This is a genomic window from Streptomyces sp. HUAS MG91, assembly GCF_040529335.1.
Lineage (GTDB): Bacteria > Actinomycetota > Actinomycetes > Streptomycetales > Streptomycetaceae > Streptomyces > Streptomyces tabacisoli.
Genome location: NZ_CP159534.1, coordinates 5661573 through 5678728, shown reverse-complemented (window position 1 = coordinate 5678728; position 17156 = coordinate 5661573). Strand labels below are relative to the sequence as shown.

The following is a 17156-nucleotide window of genomic DNA, read 5'->3' as shown; positions in this document are numbered from 1 at the left end:
CTTGCTAGGTTCCGGGCATGACCGGATCAACGGGTTCATCGGGACCGGTGGCCACCGCGGCCACCTCCGCGGTTCCGGCCGTGCGCGTCCCCCGGCGCCGGGGCACCGAACTCGTCCTGATCGTCCTCGCCGTGCTCCTCAGCGTCTACGGCTACTGCGACGTGGGGCTCGCCAGGAACGGAACCGTTCCGCCCGGCGCCGCCGGTTACGGCGCCGGGCTCGGGGTGCTCGCGCTCCTCGCGCACTGCGCGGTCCGCTTCCGCGCCCCGTACGCCGATCCGCTGCTGCTGCCGATCGCCGTGCTCCTCAACGGCCTCGGGCTGGTCCTCATCTACCGGCTCGACCTGGAGACCCCGGACTCGGACGCGGCCCCCACCCAGCTGGTCTGGTCGACGCTCGGCGTGGGCCTGTTCATCGTCTTCGTCCTCTTCCTGCGCCACCACCGCGTCCTCCAGCGGTACGCGTACCTGTCGGTGGTCGCGGCGCTGGTCCTGATGATCCTGCCGATCTTCTTCCCGGCCGTGAACGGCGCCCGGATCTGGATCCAGATCGGCGGCTTCTCCATCCAGCCCGGCGAGTTCGCCAAGATCCTGCTCGCGATCTTCTTCGCCAGCTATCTCGCCGCCAACCGCAACGCCCTGCGCTACACCGGCAAGAAGGTGTGGCGCTTCCAGTTCCCCACCATGCGGGTGTTCGCGCCGATCCTCGTGATCTGGCTGCTGAGCGTCGGGGTGCTGGTCCTGGAGACCGACCTCGGCACGTCGCTGCTCTTCTTCGGGCTCTTCATCGTGATGCTCTACGTGGCCACGGGCCGCGGGAGCTGGATCGCCATCGGCCTGGTGCTCGCCGCCGCCGGCGCGGTCTTCGTCGGGTCGTTCGAGCCGCATGTGCACAGCCGCGTCCAGGACTGGCTGAACCCTTTCGCCTCCATCGAAGCGGGCCTGGGCGCGAGCCAGCTCGCCCAGTCGCTGTTCGCGTTCGCCTGGGGCGGGATGCTCGGCACCGGGCTCGGCATGGGCCACTCCATCCTCATCGGCTTCGCCGCCAAGTCGGACTTCATCCTGGCGACGGCGGGCGAGGAGCTGGGCCTGGCCGGGCTGACCGCGATCTTCCTGCTGTACGCGCTGCTGGTGGAGCGGGGCTACCGGGCCGGGCTCGCGCTGCGCGACCCGTTCGGCCGACTGCTCGCGGTCGGTCTCGCCTCGATCGTCGCGCTCCAGGTGTTCGTCATCGCGGGCGGGGTGATGGGGCTGATCCCGCTGACCGGCATGGCGATGCCGTTCCTCGCGCAGGGCGGCTCGTCCCTCGTCACCAACTGGGTCATCGTCGCGATCCTCGTACGGATCAGTGACTCGGCGCGTGGCGCGATGCTCCCCGAGGGCGTCCAGGAGGCCGGCCCGTGACCAAGTACATCCGCCGCGCGTCCGTCTTCTGCTTCGTCCTGCTGGTCGCGCTGCTCCTGAACGCGGCCCGGGTCCAGGTCTTCGAGGCGCAGTCGCTGGACGACAACTCGGCGAACCGGCGCGAGACCATCCAGCGCTACGACCAGCCGCGCGGGAACATCCTGGTGCAGGGCAAGCCGATCACCGGCTCGCGGAACACCGGGGAGACGTACAAGTACGAGCGGACGTACAAGAACGGGCCGCTGTACGCGCCCGTCACCGGGTACGCCTCGCAGACGTACGGCACGACGTTCGTGGAGAGCGCCGAGGACGACGTCCTGTCCGGCACCGACGCGATGCTGTCGACGGTCCCCTTCTGGAACGAGATCTCGCGGTTCCAGAACCCCGGCGGAAACGTCGAGACGACCATCGACGCGGGCGCGCAGCAGGCCGCCTACGACGGGCTCGGCGGCAAGAAGGGCGCCGTCGCGGCGATCGACCCGTCGACCGGGAAGATCCTCGCGCTGGTCTCCACCCCGTCGTACGACCCCGGGAACATCGCGGGCACCGGCCAGTCCGACGTGAACGCCTGGAACAGCCTGAACGGTTCGTCCAGCCGGCCCATGCTGAACCGGGCGATCCGCGAGACCTATCCGCCGGGCTCGACGTTCAAGGTGGTCACGGCCGCGGCGGTGCTGGAGAACGGCATCGTCGACGGGACCGGCACGGCGACCGACACCCCGTCCCCGTACACCCTGCCGGGCACGACCACCCAGCTGACGAACGAGTCGTCGTCCGACGCCTGCGAGAACGCCACGCTGGAGTACGCGATGGCCGCCTCCTGCAACACCGTGTTCGCCAACCTCGGGGTGAAGGTCGGGCTCTCCGGCATGGTGAAGATGGCGCAGAACTTCGGCTTCAACGACACCAAGATGCGGATCCCGATGACCGCCGCCAAGTCGAACTTCGACACCGACATGGACAAGGCGCAGCTCGCGCTCTCCTCCATCGGCCAGTTCGACACGTCGGCCACCCCGTTGCAGATGGCGATGGTCTCGGCGGCCGTCGCCAACGGCGGGACGCTGATGCAGCCGCACCTGGTGGAGAAGACGACGAAGAAGAACGGCACGACGGTGTCGACCACCGACAACAAGAGCTACCAGCAGGTCATGTCGGCCTACACCGCGACGCAGCTCCAGCAGCTGATGGTCGACGTCGTCGAGAAGGGCACCGGCACCAACGCGCGGATCCCGGGCATGACGGTCGGCGGCAAGACCGGCACCGCGCAGAACGGCGTGAACAACGAGGGCGTGCCGTACGCCTGGTTCATCTCCTACGCGCAGGGGCCGGACGCCTCCACGCCGCAGGTGGCGGTCGCCGTGGTGGTGGAGGACGCGTCGGCGAACCGGGCGGACATCAGCGGCGGGGGCAGCGCGGCCCCCATCGCCCGGTCGGTGATGGAGGCCGTGCTCGGCTCGTCCCGCGGCTGAACGGCCTTTCAGCCCAGCGGCTGCCGGATCTCCTCGCGGATCTTCGCGGCGGTCTCGGCGGCGGCGTCCAGGTCGACGTCCTGCGGGTCCTTGGTGGCGGTGTCCGCGGTGACCTTGCCGATGGAGGCGCCGGTGTTGCCGTCGACCCAGGCGCACATCGGCAGGGTGATCTTCGTGGCGCCGTCGCTCTGGGTCAGCACCTCGCAGGTGATGGTGACGTCGGTGCCGGACGGGTGGAAGTCCTTCGGGGCGACGGCGACCGAGGCGTGGTCGGACTCGGCGGCCCCCTTCATCATGTTCTTCCGCGCCTCGTCGGTGTTCTTGAACCGGCCGTACATGCCGGAGATGACGAGCATGCCCTTGCTCTGGTCGCCGCCCAGCGCGTACTGGCCGATGGCGGCCTTGGTGTCTCGCGCGTCCCAGGCGCCGTCCGCCTCGTCCTCCAGTGCCTGCCCCTTGGAGGAGGACAGGTCCTGGACCAGCTCGTACTTGTCGTCGAGCACCTTCTTGGGCAGCGTCAGCCGGTACTTCGCCTCGGGGAAGCCGGCGTCGGACTTCAGTCCGACGTACGCGAGCGCGCCCAGGCCGAGCGCGACCACGACGACGACGCCGACCACGATCCCGATGATCATCCCGACCCGGCGCTTCGGCGGGGGCGGGGGCGCGCCCCATTGCGGGGCGCCCGGGTACTGCTGCTGCGGGAAGCCCGGGTAGGCGGGGGGCTGCTGGCCGTACGGGGGCTGCGGCTGGCCGTAGGGGCCGGGCTGCTGACCGTACGGGTTCGGGTTCGGCTGCTGCGAGGGCGGTGGTGGCGTGGACACGCCCGAACGCTACTCCATCCGGAGGACACCGGGTTGTCTTGTATCGGCCTGCGCCCTTGCGCCCCTGAAGGCCGCAGGCCTTTCAGGGGCGCGGGGAACTACGCGACCGGCCACGACGAGAGCGGCACTCGCGGGACGGAACTCAGCCGGTCTCCCCGGAGCGGATCGCCGCCTCCACCTCGGAGACCCGCGCCTGCTCCTCGGCCGCGAAGCGCTCCGCGTCCAGTTTCTCCGCGATCTCCTCGTCCTGGGCCATCAGCAGATCGAGGTTCGAGTCGCCCATCTCGAAGACGCCCATGTCGACGTAGGCCTGCTGGAGCCGCTTGCCCCACAGCCCGATGTCCTTGACGCACGGCACGATCCGGGAGAACAGCAACTGCCGGAACATGGCGAGGAACTCGGACTCCTCGCTGTACTGCTCGGCCTGCGCCTTCGGGATGCCGAAGTTCTCCAGGACCTCCACCCCGCGGAGCCGGTCGCGCATGAGGTAGCAGCCCTCGATGACGAACTCCTCGCGCTCGCGCAGCTCGGCGTCGGTGAGCTGCTTGTAGTAGTCGCGCAGCGCCATCCGCCCGAAGGCGACGTGGCGGGCCTCGTCCTGCATCACGTACGCGAGGATCTGCTTGGGCAGCGGCTTGTCCGTGGTGTCGCGGATCATGCCGAAGGCGGCCAGCGCCAGCCCCTCGATGAGGACCTGCATGCCCAGGTACGGCATGTCCCAGCGGGAGTCGCGCAGGGTGTCGCCGAGCAGGGCCTGGAGGTTGTCGTTGATGGGGTAGAGCATCCCCATCTTCTCGTGGAGGAAGCGGCCGTAGATCTCCGCGTGCCGCGCCTCGTCCATGGTCTGGGTCGCGGAGTAGAACTTGGCGTCGAGGTCGGGCACGGACTCGACGATGCGCGCCGCGCACACCATCGCGCCCTGCTCCCCGTGCAGGAACTGGCTGAACTGCCAGGACGCGTAGTGCTTGCGCAGCTCGCCCTTGTCCTTGTCGGTCATCTTGGCCCAGTACGGCGTGCCGTACAGGGACATCGACTCGTCAGGGGTGCCGAGGGGGTCGTACGGGTCGACCTCCAGCTCCCAGTCGATGCGTCTGGCGCCGTCCCACTGCTTGTCCTTGCCCTTTTGGTACAGGGACAGCAGACGGTCGCGCCCGTCGTCGTATTCCCAGCTGAGGCGGGCCGAACTGGCCGATGGAACCTGCCAGTTGGGCTCGCCCACGGGCTCGGTGTACAGCTCATGGGTCGACATACCGGCAGGCTCACACGGTGATAGACGCGCGGTCAACAAGTCGTGCGCAAGGGATTGACGCCCTTACTGACAGGCAGTCTCATAAGACTGAGGGACAGACGTGACCGCCGGTAACTCGGATACCCGTCGATCCGGCAACTCACCTACAGCGATGGGACGTCAGCGATGACCACCACGACTGAAGCCGACGCGCTCGAAGGGCTGCGGGACGCGCTCGGTCTGCTCAAGGACCGGGAGCAGGTGGCCGAGCGGCTGCTCGACTCGTCCGCCAAGCACTCCTTCGACCCGGACAAGGAGCTGGACTGGGACGCGCCGTTCGAGGACGGCAAGTGGTTCTGGCCGCCGGAGCTGGTGTCGCTGTACGGCACGCCGCTGTGGAAGCGGATGAGCGAGGAGCAGCGGATCGATCTGTCCCGGCACGAGGCGGCGGCGCTCGCCTCGCTCGGCATCTGGTTCGAGCTGATCCTGATGCAGCTACTGGTGCGGCACGTCTACGACAAGGCGGCGACGAGCGCCCATGTGCGGTACGCGCTCACCGAGATCGAGGACGAGTGCCGGCACTCGAAGATGTTCGCGCGGCTGGTCACGCGCGGCGGGACCCCGCACTATCCGGTGGCCCGCGTCCACCACAACCTCGGCCGGCTGTTCAAGACCATCTCGACGACGCCGGGTTCGTTCACGGCGACGCTGCTCGGCGAGGAGATCCTCGACTGGATGCAGCGGCTCACGTTCCCGGACGAGCGGGTGCAGCCGCTGGTGCGCGGGGTGACCCGCATCCATGTCGTCGAGGAGGCGCGGCACGTGCGGTACGCGCGTGAGGAGCTGCGGCGCCAGATGGTGACCGCGCCGAAGTGGTCGAAGGAGTTCACCCGGCTCACCTCGGGCGAGTTCGCGCGCGTCTTCTCGGTGGCCTTCATCAATCCCGAGGTCTACACGAACGTGGGACTGGACAAGAAGGAGGCCATGGCTCAGGTCAAGGCCTCCGGGCACCGCCGCGAGATCATGCAGACCGGCGCGAAGCGGCTCACCGACTTCCTGGACGACATCGGCGTCCTGCGCGGCCCCGGCCGCCAGTTGTGGCGCGCCTCCGGACTGCTGGCCTGAGCCCCGATGCGCCGTCGAGTGCCGGTCCGGTGGGGGCTGGTCGCGGGTTGCCGGTCGACTCCCGGCCACGCCCTCGTCCCGTTACCCTGCGAAGCATGACGTCGGCAACCGGTACGCCCGCCTACAGACGGCTCAGCGTCGAGGAGCGGCGGGCCCAACTCCTCGAAGCGGCGCTGTCGTTGTTCGCGCACCGGGCGCCGGAGGAGGTCTCCCTCGACGACGTGGCGGAGGCCGCCGGCGTGTCCCGCCCGCTGGTCTACCGCTACTTCCCGGGCGGCAAGCAGCAGCTCTACGAGGCCGCCCTGCGCTCCGCCGCGGACGTACTGGAGCAGTGCTTCGCCGAGCCCGCCGAGGGCCCCCTCACCACCCGGCTCGCGCGGGCGCTGGACCGCTATCTCGCCTTCGTCGACCAGCACGACATGGGGTTCGCCGCGCTGCTCCAGGGCGGCAGCGTCGTGGAGACCTCGCGGACGACGGCGATCGTCGACGGGGTGCGGCGGGCCGCGGCCGAGCACATCCTCAGCCACCTCGCGGTCACGGCGCCGGGCGCCCGGCTACGGATGACGGTCCGGATGTGGATCACGGCGGTCGAGGCGGCCTCGCTGATCTGGCTCGACGAGGGGAAGCAGCCGCCGCTGGACGACCTGCGCGACGGCCTCGTCGACCAGTTCATGGCGGTCCTCACCGCGACCGCGGGCCGCGACCCGCAGACCGCCGACGTCGTCCGCCACGCGCTCGCCCTGGAGACCCCGGACGGGCCGGTCGGCCGGCTGGCGCGGCGGGTGCTGCCCGTGGTGAGTGACGCGGCCCACCTGCTGTGACCGGCCGGGGCGTGCGTCACCGGGCCGTGCGTTACTGGTAGGCGTGAAGAGCGAAGACATCCCCTTTGTCGGCGGCCCCCTCGACGGGCGCAGCCTGCCGGTCCTCGTCACCGCCACCGGCAATCCGCCCAAGGTGTACAAGGTGCCGGTGCCGGACCCGGACGGCGGGCCCGACACCGTCCTCGTGTACGTGCGCGAGCCCGTGCCGGACGGGCGGGCGGTGCGCCTCGTGCAGAAGTGGCGGTACGCGTTCGCGCCGGACGGGAAGGTGGAGCGCTCCGTGAAGTGGCCCTGGACGAAGAAGACGGAGCCGACGGAGACGACGGAGAAGCCGCAGGATCCGGCGTAAAGGCGGCTCGCCGCGCGCCCCCTCAAGGGATGGCGAGGTTGGGCCGAACCGCGCAGCCCTCCGGGCGGACGAGGTGGCTGTCTGTTGGTGTTCACGGTGCGGGCCGGCACCGGGGCTGCCCGCACCGGAGGTGACATGGTGTCAGGCAGTGTGATGCGGTGGGTGTGCACGGCGGCGGTGACGGGGGCGCTGCTCTCCCCCTCCGCGGCGGGCGCGGCGCCCGCCCCCGACGGCGGCCGGTCCGTGGCCGACCTCCTGACGGATCTTCAGGGCCTGTACCAGCAGGCCGAGGAGGCCACGGAGACGTACAACGGGACGGCCGAGAAGCTCAAGGAGCGCCGCAAGGCCGCCGAGGACCTGTCCGGCAAGCTGGCCGCGGCGCGGGACGCGCTGTACAGCAGCCGGGTGGCGGCGGGGCGCCTGGCCCGCGAGCAGTACCAGGGCAGCAGCGAGATCTCCCCGTACGTGCGGCTGCTGCTGGCCCGCGATCCGCAGCACGCCATCGACCAGGGGCATGTGCTGCGGCGGGCCGCGCGCGAGCAGGAGGCGACCGTCGACCGGCTCGTGGGCAGCGAGAAGAAGGCCGACGCGGTGGCGACGAGGGCGCGGGCCGCGCTGGACGAGCAGATGCAGCTCGCGGACCGGCAGAAGAAGGAGCGGGACGCGGTGCAAGCCCGGCTGAAGGAGGTCGAGGAGCTGCTGGCGTCGCTGACCGCCGACCAGCTCGGCGAGCTGACCCGGCTGGAGGACGCCGGGACGGCGGACGCGCAGCGCACGTTCATGGCGTCGGGCGCGCTCAGCTCGGTGGGCCGGTCACCGTCGAAGGAGGGCGGGACGGCACTCGCGTACGCCGTCCGGCAGATCGGGAAGCCGTACGTGTGGGGCGCGGAGGGCCCGGCGTCGTACGACTGCTCCGGGCTCACGTCGCAGGCGTGGGCGCACGCGGGGCGGTCGATCCCGCGCACCTCGCAGGAGCAGTGGGCGACGCTGCCGAAGGTGCCGCTGTCACAGCTGCGGCCCGGGGACCTCGTCGTGTACTTCCCCAAGGCGACGCACGTGGCGATGTATCTCGGCGACGGGATGGTGGTGCAGGCGCCGCGGCCCGGGGCGAAGGTGAAGGTCTCCCCCATCGCCGCGAATCCCCTGCTCGGCGCGGTGCGGCCGGACCCGGGGGCCGGCGCGATGACCGGGTACCGGGCGCCCGAGCTGCCCCGGGACGCGATGTCGGGCGGTGACGCGGGGTACGGCGCCGCGGGGGCGCCCGGTCAGTGACCAGCGGGGTCGGGGTGGGCGTCTCGGGGCTCCGCCCCGGACCCCGCTGCTCAATCGCCGCAGGGGCTCGATTCGGCTAGAACGACGCCAGGTAGGCGTTCGTCTTCTCCGGGTCGTAGAAGAAGTTCTCGAAGTCCGCCGGGTTGTTGAAGCCGTTCGCGAAGCGGTCGGCGACGGGCTGGAGCTGGCCGGCCGCGCCGATCAGGTTGAGGACGTGCTCCGGCGGGGCCTGGAGCATGGTGTTCGTCCACTTGGTGACGTGCTGGGCGGTGTCCCAGTAGCGGTCGAACGTGGCCTGCATCCACTCCTCGTCGAACGGCTTGTCGCCGTGGTCGACGATGGAGGCGAGGTACGAGGCCGCGCACTTCGACGCCGAGTTGGAGCCCTGGCCGGTGATCGGGTCGTTGGCGACGACCACGTCGGCGACGCCGAGGACAGCGCCGCCCGAGGGGAGGCGGCCGATGGGGTTGCGCACGGTCGGGGGGTAGCGGCCGGCGAGCGTGCCGTTGGCGTCGGTCAGCTCGACCTTGGTGGCGCGCGCGTACTCCCAGGGCGTGAACTTCTCCATCAGCTCCAGGGTGAGCGCCAGGTGCTCGGAGGGGTCCTTGACGCCCTTGAACGCGTCCAGCGGGCCGCCGGGGATGCCCTCCCAGAAGAGGATGTCGGCGCGGCCCGACGTGGTGAGCGTCGGCATGACGAACAGTTCGCCGACGCCGGGGACGAGGTTGCAGCGGACCGCGTCGAAGTCGGGGTGCTCGGGGCGCGGGCCCATGCCGTGGACGTAGGCGACGGCGAGCGCGCGCTGCGGCTCGGTGTACGGGGAGCGCTCCGCGTCCCGGCCGAACATCGAGACCAGCTCGCCCTTGCCGGCCGAGACCAGCACCAGGTCGTAGGTGCGGGAGAAGTAGTCCAGGTCGGAGACGGCCGCGCCGTGGATGACGAGCTGGCCGCCGCGCTGGGCGAAGGTCTCCATCCAGCCGGCCATCTTCACGCGCTGGTCGATGGACTGGGCGTAGCCGTCCAGCTTGCCGACCCAGTCGATGGCGCGCTGGGTGGGGCCCGGGTCGTGCGAGCCGGGGGCGGCGACGGAGACGCCGAGGCCCTCGATCTTCGGGGCCTGGGACTCCCAGAAGTTGAGCTGGAGATCGCGCTCGTGCTGGAGCGCGGTGTGGAACATGCACTGCGTCGACATGACCCGGCCCGAGCGGATCTCGTCGGCGGTGCGGTTGGACATCAGCGTGACCTCGTAGCCCTGGGTCTGGAGACCGAGGGCGAGCTGGAGACCGGACTGGCCGGCTCCGACGACGAGTATCTTCCGTGACATGGGGTGCCTCTAACTGGGTTACGAATAAAGGGAGTTACGCGGGGGTGGCGTCCAGGGCGTGACCGACCAGGGAGAGCAGCGTCTCGATCACGGCGATCCGGCGGCGCGCGTCCATGATCAGGACGGGCACGTGCGGGGGCACGGTCAGTGCCTCGCGGACGTCGGCCTCCTCGAACTCCTCGCTTCCGTCGAAGTGGTTGACCGCGACGACGTACGGCAGTCCGCAGCTCTCGAAGTAGTCGAGGGCCGGGAAGCAGTCCGAGAGCCGGCGGGTGTCGGCCAGGACCACGGCGCCTATCGCGCCGCGCACCAGGTCGTCCCACATGAACCAGAACCGCTGCTGGCCCGGTGTGCCGAAGAGGTACAGCACCAGGTCGTCGTCGAGCGTGATGCGGCCGAAGTCCATGGCGACCGTGGTGGTCGTCTTGTCCGGCGTCGCCGTCAGATCGTCGGTCTCCTCGCTCGCCTGGGTCATCAGCGCCTCCGTCTGGAGGGGCTGGATCTCCGAGACGGCGGTCACCATCGTCGTCTTGCCGACCCCGAAGCCGCCCGCGATCACGATCTTCGTCGCGATGGGGGCCCGGGTTCGGTCCGTCTGCCAAGCCTGCACCTGCTCCTCGTCGTCGAGGAGTTCAGAGACGGCGGAGTCCACTCAGCACCCTTTCGAGCAGCGCGCGGTCCGGCTGTCCCGGGCCGTGACCGGTTCCGTACACACGGATCTTTCCCTGGTCGGCGAGGTCGCTCAGCAGTACGCGGACCACTCCGAGGGGCATCTTGAGGAGCGCGGCGATCTCGGCGACCGTGCGCATGCGGCGGCACAGTTCGACGATGGCGCGCATTTCCGGCATCACTCCCGCGAGCGTGCCCTTGCCCAGTTCGAGCCGCTCGTCCGGGGCCTCCAGCGCGGCCACGAAGGTCTCCACGAGGAGGACGTGGCCGAAGCGGGTGCGGCCGCCGGTGAGCGAGTAGGGCCGGACGCGGGCGGGTCTGCGGTCGCCGCCGCGCTTGGGGAGTTTGTTCGGGGTCGAGCTCGTACTGCCGGGGGTCATCGGGTGCTCTCCATCGACTGGCGCAGCTCGCTGCGGAGTTCGGGCGTCAGGACGTGCCCGGCACGTCCGACGAAGAGCGCCATGTGGTACGCGATGACGCTCATGTCGCAGTCCGGGGTGGCGTGCACGCCCAGCAGCGAACCGTCGCTGATGGACATGACGAAGAGGCTGCCCTCCTCCATGGCGACCATGGTCTGCTTGACGCCTCCGCCGTCCATCAGCTTGGCGGCTCCGATGGTGAGGGAGCCGACGCCGGAGACGATGGTGGCCAGGTCGGCGCTGGAGCCCTTGGGGCCGCCGCTGTGGTCGCTGGGGGTCTCGGTGTTCCTTCCCGGGTCGGAGGAGAGCAGGAGCAGTCCGTCGGACGAGACGACCGCGACGGAGAGCAGCCCTGGCACCTCCTCGACCAGGTTCGTCAGCAGCCAGTGCAGATTGCGTGCTTCGCTGCTCAGTGCAGAGTTGTTGAGTGCAGGGGTGGGCGCAGTCAACTGCTTGCCTCCTCGGCTGTGTCCCCCTTGGCTTCTCCAATACGTGCTGTGGTGTCACCGGTGTCACCGATCTCGGCCGCCACGTCGCGCCGGCCCTCCATGGCGCCGCGGTGGAAGCCGCCGAGCCTGCGGCGCAGCGCGTCCGCGTCGACGGAGCCGGTGCGCGGCTTCGGAGCGGCGGCGGGGGCGGCGATCTTCGGTGTGCGCTTGGGCAGGCCCTTGTCCGTGAGGCGCTCGCGGCTCTCGGTGCGCTGCGCGGGGACCTCTTCGCCCCGAGCGCTCGCGTCGGGAGTGCGCTCGTGGGCGTCGGGCTCCGGCGCGGGCGCGGGCAGCGTACGGGCGCGGACGGGCAGGCCGGTCCCGGCGGCGGGCGGCGCGGGCGGTGCGGGGCGCTCGGCGGGCGGCGCCGGCGTCGGCTCGTCCTCGGCTGGGGGCACCGGCGCCATGAGCTCCATCGTGGTCTCGGCGGGGCTCTCGGCCGGGGGGCCGGTGACGGTGTCGGTGTCGGTGTCGGTGTCGGTGTCGGTCTGGGTCTCGGTCTCGGCGGCCCGGACCGCCTCCTCGGCGGCCTCGATCAGCGGGTCGGCGCCGGAGCCGGAGTCCGCGCCGGAGAGCGAACGCCCGGACAGGACGTTGGAGTTGGCCTCCGCCTCGGAGCCGGGCAGATGCACGGCGGGCGCGCCGCCGGGCACCAGGGCGGGCGGCGGCACCGACGCGGTGGGGGCGCCGGCGAGCAGCGCGGTGGGCAGGACGGCGACGGCGGCGATGCCGCCCTGCTTCTGCTCGCGCAGCCGGACCCGGATGCCGTGCCGCGCCGCGAGCCGCGCGACGACGTACAGGCCGAGCCCGAGGCCGTCGGTGTCCTCCGGGTCGTGTCCCTGCTCGGGGGTGAAGGCCGCGAGGCGGGCGTTCAGCTCCCGCATCCGGTCCTCGGCCATGCCGATGCCCTCGTCCTGGACGGAGAGCATCACCTCGCCGTTCTCCAGGAGCCAGCCGGAGACCTCGACGGAGGCGTCCGGCGGCGAGAACGAGGTCGCGTTCTCCAGGAGTTCGGCGACCAGGTGACTGAGGTCGTCGGCGGCGAACCCGGCGATGTGCGCGTGCGGGGGCAGCGCGGCGATGCGCACGCGCTCGTACCGCTCGATCTCGGAGACGGCGGCGCGGGCCACGTCGACGAGCGGGACGCTGCCCGCGTGGCTCTGGCCGTGGTCGGCGCCGGCCAGGACCAGCAGGTTCTCGCTGTGGCGGCGCATGACCGTGGCGAAGTGGTCCAGCTTGAAGAGCGTGCCGAGCCGCTCGGGGTCCTGCTCGCGCTCCTCCAGGCCCTCGATGACGCCGAGCTGGCGCTCCACGAGGCCGAGGGTGCGCAGGGCGAGGTTGACGAACGTGCCGTGTATGGCGCCCCTGGCGCGCTCCACCTGCACGGCGGCCTCGGCCAGTTCGGCGCGCAGCTTGTCCCGGTCGTCGGCCATCCGCTGGCGCTCGCCGATCAGGTGCCTGCGGTCGGACTCCAGGGTGGTGAGGCGCTCGTGGAGGGCGACGGCGTGGGCGTGCAGCGCGTTGACCGAGCGGACGACCTGGGCGAACTCGTCGTTGCGCCCGGTGAACTTCACGGGCTCCTCGGTCGCGGGCGACTCGGCCACCCGGGCGGAGCCGATGCGCAGCGCGGCGAGCGGCCGGGTCAGGGAGCGGGCGGTGCCCATGCCGACGCCGACGGCGGCGAGCAGCAGGACGCCGACCAGTGCGATCCGGATCTCCAGCGCGGTCACGTCGTCGTCGCGCAGCTGCTCCAGGCGCTTGAGCCGCTGGTCGCCGAGGGCCGACTCGGCGCCGCGCATCAGGTCGACGCGGGAGGTCAGCGCGGCGTCGACGCTCTTCTTGCTGTAGCCGGCCTCGGTGTCGGACAGCGTCGGGGCGTCGGTGAGCTGCTCCAGGTACTTCTCGGCGCGGCTGACGTCGGGGCCGGTGACCGTGGAGTCGTACGCGTCCACGGTGGCGCCCGGCGCGGCCTCGCGGAAGTCGTCGAGTGCGGTCTGCTCGCCGATCCGGGCCTGCATCGCGGCGGCGGTGAGGGCGTTCTGCTGCTTGCTGTCGGTGGACGACCGGCCGGTGACGGTCTTCTGGAGTCCGGTGACGGGGTCGATGGTCGTCGTGGTGCTCGGGGTGCTCGGGACGGAGTACGCGGCGAGCAGCAGGCCGCGCGCGGCCGACGCCTGGTCGACGGCGCGGTCCAGGTCGGCGAGGGCGCGGGCGCCGTGGCCGGCCCGCACCGGGATGTTCTCGGCCAGCTCCTCGGCCTGCCGGTGCAGTTCGGTGATGGCGTCGGAGTACGCGGTGTGCGCCTGGAGGGCGGAGTCCTTGCCGGTGAGGGCGGCGCGGCGGACGGCGGCGACGTCGACGAGGGCGGTCTTCAGGGATCCGGGGGCGTCGGCGCGCAGCTCCTCGACCTGGCGGTCGACGCGGGCGCTGCGGTCCTCGCTCAGGCCCTTCCCCTTGGGGCGCCCGGCGGCGATGTAGGCGGTGACCTCGTCCCGCTCGTCGGCGAGCGCGTGCGACAGGGCGAGGGCCTGCTGGGTGCGCGCGGCGTCGTCGACGAGTTCCTGTGTCTGCCCCACCTGGGTGGAGGCGGCGAGCACGGCGGGCGCGCCCGCTCCGGCGACGGCCGCGGCGACGACGGCGACCGCGATGATCAGCCTGTTGCGGACCCGCTTGCGCTTGCCCTTGGGGGCCTCAGGAGGGGTGGGAGCGGTCGCGGGGGCCTTGGGGGTCGCGGTGGCTCCGGAGGCTTCGGAGGACGGCGTCCCCTGAGGCGACGGGCTGCTTCCGGACACCCCCGCGCCGTCCGGCTGCGCCAGCCCCTGGGACCCGTTTCCGCCGGAGGTGTTCCGCACTGATGCTCGCATTCCTGACTCGTCCTACCCGTGGGTCCGGGTGACGATTCGTCACCACATGGGCCCTTCTGGCATGGCTCCCGACCATTCCAGCGCCGGTGGGCAGGGGGCGCACATCACCTCGCCCGCCACCCGAAGGAGTGAACCCCGAACGGAAGTTGGCGGGCAAGTTCCCACGGCACAGTCATCACCTTTTCACAGCGCGCCGGTTGGACGTCCTTCAGGGGCTTTGGCAAGATGCCCCGCCGGTAGCCGCCGGAGTTGATCATTCCGGCCCAAACCCGGCGGCTGACCTGCTACGACGGGCCGTGCGGCCGATGTCCGTCGCGTCTGTGAAGAGGTCGTGCAGACTGACCGGATGCGCATCGAACTGACCAGCGAGCCCGGCGACCCGGCCCGTCCGAACGAGGACTACACATCAGTAGCGCTTCCGGCCTCCGGGCAGGGCGGATCCCTGGTCGTCCTGGACGGTGTCACACCCCCGCCCTCCGACGACGGCTGTCTGCATTCCGTCCCCTGGTTCACCGCCCGGCTCGGCGGCGCCCTGCTTGAACTGTCCGGTTCGCGGCGGGATATGGCTGTGCGTGACATTCTCGCGGCCGCCGTGGCCCGGACCGCCGACCTGCACCGGGCGACCTGTGACCTTTCTCACCCGCGCACCCCTCAGGCAACCGTCGTACTGGCCCGCTGGGACGCGGAGCGGGTCGAGCATCTGGTGCTGTCGGACTCGGTGTTGCTCGTCGAGGACCCGGCCGGGACGGTCACGGCGCTGGTCGACGACCGTCTGGACCGGGTGCCGCGCGCCTCCCTCGCCTCGGCCGCGGTGGCCGACGCGACGGTCCGTAACAGGGAGGGCGGCTTCTTCACGGCGGCGGCCGATCCTGCGGTGGCCGACAAGGCGGTGACCGGGACCCTCGCGCGGGCCGATGTCAGGGCGCTGGCCGCGATGACCGACGGGGTCACCCGCTGGGTGGAGACGTTCCGCGAGGGCGACTGGGCCGACCTGTTCGCCCTCGTCCGCAAGGAGGGGCCCGAGGCGACGGTGGCGCGGGTGCGCGCTCTGGAGGACGCGGACGCGCGGGCCCGCGCCTATCTGCGCCGCAGTAAGACCCATGACGACGCGACGCTGGTTTACGTGGAGCTCTGAGCTTTTGGAGGCGCGTACTCGGCTGCGGGCGCGCGGTGGCTGATCGCGCAGTTCCCCGCGCCCCTGAGAGGCCTGCGGCCTTCAGGGGCGCGGGGAACTGCGCGAGAAGAGGCCACCGGCCCGCAGGTCGCGACGAGAGCCGCGGAGCTACTCGTGTTCGGCGCCCGCGTTCAACTGGTGCAGCAAGCGGGCCAGTTCGGCGACCTCGCTCCGGTCCCAGCCCGCCAGCTGACGGACATACCGCGCCCGCCGGGCATCCCGCACCTGACGGAAGTTCTCCCGCCCGAGATCGGTGAGCGAGACGAGCCAGGCCCGCCCGTCCGCCGGGTCGGGCTCGCGGGCGACGAAGCCCAGGTCCTCCAGGGCGCGCAGCTGACGGCTCATGGTGGCCTTGCCGACCCCGATGTACCCGGCGAGTTCGGTGGCCCGCTGCGCCCCGGACTCCTCCAGCCGCACCAGAAGCCCGTAGGCGGCCGGCTCCAGGTCGGGATGGACCTCGCGGGCCATCTCCCCGGAGGAGGCGCGGGCCCGCCGCAGGAAGACGGTCAACTCCCGCTCCAGGGCAAGGAATTCGTGGTCCACACCAGTCGGCGCGATATCGGATTTCGCGGTACGTTCCGCACTCCGTCGCCTGCCGTTCCCGCCTTCGTGCACGTCAGCGCCCATGGCCACAGTGTCCCCGGGTTTCGAGATTCTGAAAGTTTTCGCCAATCGCCGCCATTGCCGCAGCTCCGCCAGTATTTCGCAGGAGTAGACCAACGGCAGCACCCGGACCCTCTTCCCTGCCCGGGTCTACATGCGTAGCGTCGTGCATGGCATGTTCACACCATCGCCCCGCACGGTGACATGCCACCAGGTCACGGCACGTCCCAGCACAGGTCCCCGATCAGCACCACTGATCCCCCACGAGGCCTTCGGAGGCACACCCATGCCCGTGCACAGACCCGGAACGACCCGCCGCACACGCCTCGGCGTGGCCGGGACGCTCCTCGCAGCGCTCTCGCTCCTTTTCACCCTGCCGAGTGCGGCGCAGGCCGCCGACACCCCCACCCGCGGTGAGGCCCGCATGGGCATCGGCGTCGCGGCCCACGACGGCGACACCGGCTCGGCCCCGTCCGGCAGCGCCACCCAGACGGAGGGCGTCGACGTCTCCGGCCACCAGGGCAACGTCGCCTGGGCCACTCTCTGGGGCAGCGGCGTGAGGTGGGCCTACACCAAGGCCACCGAGGGCACGTACTACACCAACCCGTACTTCGCCCAGCAGTACAACGGCGCGTACAACGTCGGCATGATCCGCGGCTCGTACCACTTCGCGACGCCGGACACGACGAGCGGCGCCACCCAGGCCAACTACTTCGTGGACCACGGAGGCGGCTGGTCCAAGGACGGCAAGACGCTGCCGGGCGTCCTCGACATCGAGTGGAACCCCTACGGCGCGTCCTGCTACGGCCTGTCGCAGAGCGCCATGGTGAGCTGGATCGCGAGCTTCCTGAACCAGTACAAGGCCCGTACCGGCCGGGACGCCGTCATCTACACGGCGACGAGCTGGTGGACCGAGTGCACCGGCAACTACGCGGGCTTCGCGGCCAACAACCCGCTGTGGGTCGCGCGCTACGCCGCCACCGTGGGCACGCTCCCGGCCGGCTGGGGCTTCTACACGATGTGGCAGTACACGTCGTCCGGCCCGACGGTCGGTGACCACGACAAGTTCAACGGCGCGCTCGACCGCGTGCAGGCGCTCGCCAACGGCTGAGCCCGCTCCCCCGCGA

16 protein-coding genes are annotated in these 17156 nt (G+C 71.1%); 8 read left to right on the top strand and 8 right to left on the bottom strand.

Going from position 1 to position 17156, the window contains the following annotated elements:
* Nucleotides 1-17 precede the first annotated feature (17 nt).
* Both ABII15_RS26040 and ABII15_RS26035 read left to right on the top strand, forming a co-directional pair.
* Nucleotides 18-1403 carry an FtsW/RodA/SpoVE family cell cycle protein gene (locus ABII15_RS26040; RefSeq protein WP_353944701.1) on the top strand — a complete coding sequence of 462 codons (1386 nt, stop codon included), beginning with the start codon at nt 18-20 and terminating at the stop codon, nt 1401-1403.
* Nucleotides 1400-2872 carry a penicillin-binding protein 2 gene (locus tag ABII15_RS26035; RefSeq protein WP_353944700.1) on the top strand — a complete coding sequence of 491 codons (1473 nt, stop codon included), beginning with the start codon at nt 1400-1402 and terminating at the stop codon, nt 2870-2872. The genes ABII15_RS26040 and ABII15_RS26035 overlap by 4 nt, the downstream gene beginning before the upstream one ends.
* 8 nt (nt 2873-2880) lie before the next feature.
* On the opposite strand, the gene ABII15_RS26030 is transcribed toward ABII15_RS26035, so the two are convergent.
* Together ABII15_RS26030 and ABII15_RS26025 are read right to left on the bottom strand one after the other, a co-directional pair.
* The gene (locus ABII15_RS26030; RefSeq protein WP_353944699.1) at nt 2881-3693 is read right to left on the bottom strand and encodes a hypothetical protein; all 813 of its coding nucleotides are present in this window, start codon (nt 3691-3693) and stop codon (nt 2881-2883) included.
* 142 nt (nt 3694-3835) lie between these two features.
* Nucleotides 3836-4942: a ferritin-like domain-containing protein gene (locus ABII15_RS26025; protein ID WP_353944698.1), complete on the bottom strand. Its 1107-nt coding sequence runs from the start codon at nt 4940-4942 to the stop codon at nt 3836-3838.
* Between the two features lie 165 nt (nt 4943-5107).
* Between ABII15_RS26025 and ABII15_RS26020 the strand changes: the two genes are divergently transcribed.
* The 4 genes from ABII15_RS26020 to ABII15_RS26005 all read left to right on the top strand — a co-directional run bounded on the left by ABII15_RS26020 (nt 5108) and on the right by ABII15_RS26005 (nt 8488).
* Nucleotides 5108-6046 (top strand): diiron oxygenase, encoded by a 939-nt coding sequence (locus tag ABII15_RS26020; RefSeq protein ID WP_353944697.1) that lies wholly within the window; start codon nt 5108-5110, stop codon nt 6044-6046.
* Nucleotides 6047-6141: 95 nt separating this feature from the next.
* Nucleotides 6142-6867 (top strand): helix-turn-helix domain-containing protein, encoded by a 726-nt coding sequence (locus ABII15_RS26015; protein ID WP_353944696.1) that lies wholly within the window; start codon nt 6142-6144, stop codon nt 6865-6867.
* A gap of 43 nt (nt 6868-6910) precedes the next feature.
* The gene (locus tag ABII15_RS26010; RefSeq protein WP_353944695.1) at nt 6911-7216 is read left to right on the top strand and encodes a hypothetical protein; all 306 of its coding nucleotides are present in this window, start codon (nt 6911-6913) and stop codon (nt 7214-7216) included.
* Nucleotides 7217-7354: 138 nt separating this feature from the next.
* Nucleotides 7355-8488, top strand: coding sequence for an NlpC/P60 family protein (locus ABII15_RS26005; protein WP_353947204.1), 1134 nt, complete (start codon nt 7355-7357; stop codon nt 8486-8488).
* Between the two features lie 76 nt (nt 8489-8564).
* Here the strand turns inward: ABII15_RS26005 and ABII15_RS26000 are convergent, their stop codons facing one another.
* The 5 genes from ABII15_RS26000 to ABII15_RS25980 are packed head-to-tail and all read right to left on the bottom strand — an operon-like array spanning nt 8565 to nt 14042.
* Entirely contained in the window at nt 8565-9812 is a 1248-nt protein-coding gene (locus ABII15_RS26000; protein ID WP_353944694.1) for a styrene monooxygenase/indole monooxygenase family protein, read from the bottom strand.
* A 34-nt stretch (nt 9813-9846) separates the two neighbouring features.
* The gene (locus ABII15_RS25995) at nt 9847-10464 is read right to left on the bottom strand and encodes an ATP/GTP-binding protein (RefSeq protein WP_353944693.1); all 618 of its coding nucleotides are present in this window, start codon (nt 10462-10464) and stop codon (nt 9847-9849) included.
* Nucleotides 10445-10861 carry a DUF742 domain-containing protein gene (locus ABII15_RS25990; protein WP_111666305.1) on the bottom strand — a complete coding sequence of 139 codons (417 nt, stop codon included), beginning with the start codon at nt 10859-10861 and terminating at the stop codon, nt 10445-10447. The genes ABII15_RS25995 and ABII15_RS25990 overlap by 20 nt, the downstream gene beginning before the upstream one ends.
* Nucleotides 10858-11349 carry a roadblock/LC7 domain-containing protein gene (locus ABII15_RS25985; RefSeq protein WP_111666306.1) on the bottom strand — a complete coding sequence of 164 codons (492 nt, stop codon included), beginning with the start codon at nt 11347-11349 and terminating at the stop codon, nt 10858-10860. The genes ABII15_RS25990 and ABII15_RS25985 overlap by 4 nt, the downstream gene beginning before the upstream one ends.
* A complete protein-coding gene (locus tag ABII15_RS25980) occupies nt 11346-14042 on the bottom strand; it encodes a nitrate- and nitrite sensing domain-containing protein (RefSeq protein ID WP_353947203.1) in 2697 nt (898 codons plus the stop codon). The genes ABII15_RS25985 and ABII15_RS25980 overlap by 4 nt, the downstream gene beginning before the upstream one ends.
* Nucleotides 14043-14598: 556 nt before the next feature.
* Here ABII15_RS25980 and ABII15_RS25975 point away from each other — a divergent pair.
* Nucleotides 14599-15387 carry a protein phosphatase 2C domain-containing protein gene (locus ABII15_RS25975; RefSeq protein ID WP_353944692.1) on the top strand — a complete coding sequence of 263 codons (789 nt, stop codon included), beginning with the start codon at nt 14599-14601 and terminating at the stop codon, nt 15385-15387.
* A gap of 147 nt (nt 15388-15534) precedes the next feature.
* Here the strand turns inward: ABII15_RS25975 and ABII15_RS25970 are convergent, their stop codons facing one another.
* The gene (locus ABII15_RS25970) at nt 15535-15969 is read right to left on the bottom strand and encodes a MarR family transcriptional regulator (RefSeq protein WP_353944691.1); all 435 of its coding nucleotides are present in this window, start codon (nt 15967-15969) and stop codon (nt 15535-15537) included.
* Nucleotides 15970-16315: 346 nt separating this feature from the next.
* Between ABII15_RS25970 and ABII15_RS25965 the strand changes: the two genes are divergently transcribed.
* The gene (locus ABII15_RS25965) at nt 16316-17140 is read left to right on the top strand and encodes a lysozyme (RefSeq protein ID WP_353944690.1); all 825 of its coding nucleotides are present in this window, start codon (nt 16316-16318) and stop codon (nt 17138-17140) included.
* Nucleotides 17141-17156: the final 16 nt, after the last annotated feature.

Coding starts and splice junctions, on each gene's coding strand:
- ABII15_RS26040 (WP_353944701.1), top strand. CDS start 18: ATGACCGGATCAACGGGTTCATCGGGACCGGTGGCCACCGCGGCCACC.
- ABII15_RS26025 (WP_353944698.1), bottom strand. CDS start 4,942: ATGTCGACCCATGAGCTGTACACCGAGCCCGTGGGCGAGCCCAACTGG.
- ABII15_RS26020 (WP_353944697.1), top strand. CDS start 5,108: ATGACCACCACGACTGAAGCCGACGCGCTCGAAGGGCTGCGGGACGCG.
- ABII15_RS26015 (WP_353944696.1), top strand. CDS start 6,142: ATGACGTCGGCAACCGGTACGCCCGCCTACAGACGGCTCAGCGTCGAG.
- ABII15_RS26000 (WP_353944694.1), bottom strand. CDS start 9,812: ATGTCACGGAAGATACTCGTCGTCGGAGCCGGCCAGTCCGGTCTCCAG.
- ABII15_RS25990 (WP_111666305.1), bottom strand. CDS start 10,861: ATGACCCCCGGCAGTACGAGCTCGACCCCGAACAAACTCCCCAAGCGC.
- ABII15_RS25975 (WP_353944692.1), top strand. CDS start 14,599: ATGCGCATCGAACTGACCAGCGAGCCCGGCGACCCGGCCCGTCCGAAC.
- ABII15_RS25965 (WP_353944690.1), top strand. CDS start 16,316: ATGCCCGTGCACAGACCCGGAACGACCCGCCGCACACGCCTCGGCGTG.